Genomic DNA, 4645 nt, shown 5'->3' with positions numbered 1-4645 from the left:
TCTCACGATGGACGACCGCGAGCGAGCCGGGCGTGAGGCCAGCCCGACGGGTGCCGTCATGGATGCGCAGGCGGCACGCTCGGGCGGCGTCGGCGTCGATGGAGAACGCGGCTACGATCCAGCCCGGCGTGTCGTGGGCCGCAAACGCCACGCGCTGACCGACACGGATGGCCGTCTTCTGATCGCCGCCGTCTCGCCTGCTGACCTCCACGACAGCCATGGAGGCGTTGCGCTTTTGCGTGCCTCGCGCGGTCTCTGGCCGTTCCTGGCGCACTGCTTCGCAGACCGAGCTTATCGAGGCGAGCGCGTCGGCACCGCGACGGCGATCACCATCGAGATCATTGCGCCCGACGAGGGACAGAAGGGCTTTGCGGTTCAACCGCGACGCTGGGTCATCGAGCGAACCTTCGGATGGATCAGTCGATGCCGCAGGCTCACCCGTGATCACGAGGCGACGGCCTCTTCCGCACTCGCCTTCTTCGTCCTGGCAGCCGCCATGATCCTCGTCAGACGCCTGGCACGAGCGTTATGAAACGGGGTCTAAGCTCGACCTTGCGCATTTTTTGATGGCCGCCGCTGAGTCGATTTTGGCGGGCTCCGGCTTCCCCAAGCAGGCAATCTGCTTTGGGAGTAACGGCAATGATCGGTCCTATCCTTGATCGCCGATCAGCGGGCTGGCTAGCTCCCTTCCAGGTGCTGTTCACGCGTCCGACATGGCAGCGCGTCCTCGTACTGGTCGAGGGTGCGGTTTTAACGCCCCACCGTCGAACGATCAGCGCGGCGCTTCGCGCCACCGGTCAAAGCGACGGTGCCGATTTCGGGCTCTACCACGCCGTGCTGAACCGATGTCACTGGTCTGCGCTGACTGCCGCCCGCATCTTGTTCCTGATGCTGGTTGACCGGTTTGCAGCTTCGGAACCCGTCGTGATCGGTCTCGACGACACCATCGAGCGGCGATGGGGTGCCAAGATCAAGGCTCGTGGCATCTACAGGGATCCCGTGCGGTCGAGCCATGGTCACTTCGTCAAGGCCAGCGGACTGCGCTGGCTGTCAGCCATGCTGCTGGTGCCGGTTCCCTGGGCGGGGCGCGTCTGGGCGTTACCCTTCCTCACCGTGCTGATGGCGTCGGAACGTGCCGCAGCGATGCGCGGGGTCAGGCACAAGACGCTGGTCGATGGCGCCCGCCAGATGATGCTGCAGATTGCCCGCTGGCTGCCGGACCGCCCCATCGTCATCGTGGCGGACAGCGCGTTCTCCGCCATCGATCTGCTGGCTGCAGTGCGAACCCGCGTCAGCGTCGTGACTCGGATCAGGTTCGATGCCCGTCTGTTCGCTCCCGCGGCACCACGTGAGGCCCGCACGATCGGGCGACCACGGCGCAACGGCGAGCGGCTCCCGACATTGGCCGAGCGCCTTCTCGACCCGCAAACGACCTGGAAGACCCTGATCGTCCAGGGCTGGTATGGCGGAACCGAGCGACGCGTGGAGATCACGACCGGCGTCGCGGTGTGGAGCCACCCAGGTCGACCAATCGTGCCGCTGCGATGGCTTCTGGTGCGCGACCCCCTCGGCCTCTTCAAGCCGCAAGCTTTCCTCTGCACCGATCAATGCGCCAGCCCTGAAGACATCCTGTCCTGGTTCGTCCGACGCTGGACCATCGAGGTCACCTTCGCCGAAGTCCGTCGGCACCTTGGCGTCGAGACGCAGCGGCAGTGGTCCGATCGTGCCATCGCCCGAACAACACCGGTGCTGCTCGGTCTCTACGCCCTCGTCACCGTCTGGGCTGACGATCTTCATCAGTCACAGGCACTCGTGCTGCGATCCGCCAAGTGGTACCGCAAGACGAGCCTGACCTTCACCGATGCCATTGCCGCCGTTCGGCGTCAGATCTGGGCCGAAGCAGCTTTCAGGATATCTCCGGAACGAACCGACAACTCCAAAATACCCAGACACATCTACGACCGCCTCACAGATATCGCCTGCTACGCCGCCTAAATTGCGCAAAGTCGAGCTAAGAGCGCTGTAACATTCTTTGGAACGATCGCTCGCCGAACGAAAAAAGGAGGGCCACGCAGGGCCCTCCTTCATCCGCTCGAAGTTTCTTCCTATCTTCCGACAGATGAACTTGTAATTACATCGAGACAACTAGTGATATATTTGATAACGCAATCCCAAAATTTGTAATTTTTCATATCAATAGATAGTAATTTATCACCGTACTCTAAATAGAGCATCTCGATACATCGATTTCTCACATATTGATACGATGGATGAACAAAGTATCTTTGCAGCGTATCAATTTCTTCAAACATGAAATCAAGCATGCCCTCGACCATCGTGTCGTGTTCGTGCCTCTTGGTTGGGCTCAAACAAATCTTCTTGGACGGTAAAGGGTTACGCTTATCTGGACCCTGATATTTATTACCCGTTGCCATTACCACGACAAAAGGACTGACCTTTTCGAGAGGGCCGCCATTCTCAGAAATGAGGACATGACCGGTCGTCTCATCAAGATAGACACAGTTCGTCGGTGGACCGCCCGCACGGCACATCGCGGGGATATTCATGTCGGAATTGTCGTTCAGATAGCGGCTCCAATTTTCGAGCATCGCATTCAATGTCGTGTTCATATATAACTCTTGAAAGGCTCTTGAGTGAGCTTACCCAAGGTAGCGGTTCGAGCAATAGCCTGTCATTATCTATTAGAGGGCTTCTTGAAAATCTGAAAACGATCCTGCACATCACCACCATGCACTGGTCCGTCGAGGCTTTGTGTTCCGTCGATCGGTGTCTGCTCTCGTCCAAGGCCTCTTTAGCGATCCTGTGCGCCAGATCGAACGTGGTCTTGCGCGCAACGATGTTGCTGGCCATGCTAGCATCGCTTACAAGATTATATGGCTCATGCGCTGGCACCCACGGCGACGATCGCGATCCGCAATCTCGATAATCGCGTTAAAGAGCGACTTCGCATCCGTGCGGCGATGAACGGTCGTTCCATGGAAGTGGAGGCGCGTTCGATCCTGGTAACCACTCTCGCGGTCGAGGCTGAGGACGCACCCGATCTCGCCGAAGCGATCCGACGCCGAATGGCACCGTTTGGTGGCATCGACCTGGAAGAGCACTCCGCTGTTACGATTGGCGCCCCGCCGTCCTTCGATCGATAGTCATCCTTGATACGAACGTGATCTCCGAGTTGATGCGCCCAGCGCCAAGTTCGACCGTAGTCGCGTGGGTCGCATCCCAGCCCCGCTCTTGGCTCTACACCACCAGTATCAACGGTGCCGAGATCCTTCACGGCGTCACCATGATGCCGCCAGCGCCGGCGGGACGGGTTCGCTCTGGTCGCCTCCACGATCTTTGCCAAGGAGTTTGCTGGTCGCGTCTAACCATTCGACGGCTTGGCCACCGATAACTATGCGCGGATCGTACGCAGGCGTCGGGACGCCGATCGAAGGCTTTGACGCCTTGATTGCGGCGACGACTGCGGCCGCGGTCTATAGCATCGCCACCCGCGATATCGGCGGTTTCGAAGCGTGTGGTCTGGCGGTCGTCGATCCCTAACAGACTACAATCTAAACATCAACTTTTGATGCTGTGACGTCTCATTTTTGTGCGAATTGGGCATTTGAGCTTTGTGTATCGACACATACGTATATAGCAACACGCTTACGGTGATGTGATACGCGGCAGCTAAAATTTCTCATGCATCGATACTTCGCTGATGATCAAAATAATTCGATGTGGCTGATGTTATATATAGACGGCCGATATCGTAATTATTATGATCGATCTCATTAATTTTGGGATCTGTTTTGTGACTAAATCATTTACTATGACCACCCGTACCCCGAACAACTATTTTGTCGATGCCAAGCCGGGCTGGGGTTGGTTCGAGATGACGCCACGTTGGCTGTCAGGCAACCTGACCCTGGAGTTGGGGATTACATGGATCGAAACCAGCCTTGCTGGATCTCGGCGCCGAGCCCGCGTCCGTGCTTCAGTGCCCCAACTCGATGAAGCTTTGAAATGGTGCGCCGAGCGCCGCATGGGAGTAAAACTAGTTTGCGTTGAAGCTCAACCTCACCCAAAATTTGTGGAATATTGCCACGAACTCGATGCTCAACTGAAATTGAGATCACGTTGGTCAAATATTGCTGAAGTTAATTTGAGCTATGAATCTTACGCCTCGCACCGCCTCGCATTTAAAGACCCTTTACATGCTTTCGAGTTCAAGCTGAGATGGCTATGATATTCAGACATAATCGTTTGTATTTATGTTTTACAACGAAATATGATATCTGCTGCATCGAACACACGCCTTTGTCTACGGCTGGCTACCGTGTTTCCGTCGTTGTAGGCGGAAACGCGTGAGTGGTCGAACATGACTATGCATATAGGCCGAATTGCGAACGATTTTTTCTCAAAAGGAGAAAGAATACGAACTTAAGGGTGACGAATTCGGCCACGTGGGAATCGACTCCGAAGTGTGCCCCCGGTAGAAACCGTAACTGGGGCAGATCACCGGGCGGTGGCGTTTTGCGGTTTGGCTCGGGCGTGATTCAACATGCGGCATGGCGCTGCCGGATCCCGATGGTTTGGATGCCCTTTCGCTGAGCGAGCTTCGCGGGCTTGTCGTGGGCCTGAT

At 56.9% G+C, this 4645-nt stretch carries 6 protein-coding genes; 5 read left to right on the top strand and 1 reads right to left on the bottom strand.

The genetic code is table 11. From position 1 onward, the window contains the following. Together MKK68_RS12465 and MKK68_RS12460 are read left to right on the top strand one after the other, a co-directional pair. The coding region (locus MKK68_RS12465) for a transposase (protein ID WP_244030539.1) at nt 1-532 on the top strand (532 nt) is incomplete at its 5' end. A 107-nt stretch (nt 533-639) separates the two neighbouring features. After that, a complete protein-coding gene (locus MKK68_RS12460) occupies nt 640-1995 on the top strand; it encodes a transposase (RefSeq protein WP_244030536.1) in 1356 nt (451 codons plus the stop codon). A 110-nt stretch (nt 1996-2105) separates the two neighbouring features. On the opposite strand, the gene MKK68_RS12455 is transcribed toward MKK68_RS12460, so the two are convergent. Continuing rightward, complete coding sequence (locus MKK68_RS12455; protein ID WP_244030535.1) at nt 2106-2630, bottom strand: hypothetical protein; 525 nt, start codon at nt 2628-2630, stop codon at nt 2106-2108. Nucleotides 2631-2894: 264 nt separating this feature from the next. Here MKK68_RS12455 and MKK68_RS12450 point away from each other — a divergent pair, with 264 nt between their 5' ends. The 3 genes from MKK68_RS12450 (at nt 2895) to MKK68_RS12440 (ending at nt 4249) form a co-directional block, all read left to right on the top strand. After that, nucleotides 2895-3164 carry a FitA-like ribbon-helix-helix domain-containing protein gene (locus MKK68_RS12450; RefSeq protein WP_244030533.1) on the top strand — a complete coding sequence of 90 codons (270 nt, stop codon included), beginning with the start codon at nt 2895-2897 and terminating at the stop codon, nt 3162-3164. Between the two features lie 250 nt (nt 3165-3414). Then, nucleotides 3415-3561 carry a hypothetical protein gene (locus MKK68_RS12445; protein ID WP_244030532.1) on the top strand — a complete coding sequence of 49 codons (147 nt, stop codon included), beginning with the start codon at nt 3415-3417 and terminating at the stop codon, nt 3559-3561. A 220-nt stretch (nt 3562-3781) separates the two neighbouring features. Further along, the gene (locus MKK68_RS12440) at nt 3782-4249 is read left to right on the top strand and encodes a hypothetical protein (RefSeq protein WP_244030530.1); all 468 of its coding nucleotides are present in this window, start codon (nt 3782-3784) and stop codon (nt 4247-4249) included. Nucleotides 4250-4645 lie beyond the last annotated feature (396 nt).

This window comes from Methylobacterium sp. E-016 (assembly GCF_022829745.1).
GTDB lineage: Bacteria > Pseudomonadota > Alphaproteobacteria > Rhizobiales > Beijerinckiaceae > Methylobacterium.
The sequence above is the reverse complement of the archived record's forward strand: the minus strand, read 5'-3'. Positions and strand labels throughout refer to the sequence as shown.

Excerpts from the sequence above, each read along its gene's own strand:
- MKK68_RS12460 (WP_244030536.1), top strand. The coding sequence starts at position 640 with ATGATCGGTCCTATCCTTGATCGCCGATCAGCGGGCTGGCTAGCTCCC.
- MKK68_RS12455 (WP_244030535.1), bottom strand. The coding sequence starts at position 2,630 with ATGAACACGACATTGAATGCGATGCTCGAAAATTGGAGCCGCTATCTG.
- MKK68_RS12450 (WP_244030533.1), top strand. The coding sequence starts at position 2,895 with ATGGCTCATGCGCTGGCACCCACGGCGACGATCGCGATCCGCAATCTC.
- MKK68_RS12445 (WP_244030532.1), top strand. The coding sequence starts at position 3,415 with ATGCGCGGATCGTACGCAGGCGTCGGGACGCCGATCGAAGGCTTTGAC.
- MKK68_RS12440 (WP_244030530.1), top strand. The coding sequence starts at position 3,782 with ATGATCGATCTCATTAATTTTGGGATCTGTTTTGTGACTAAATCATTT.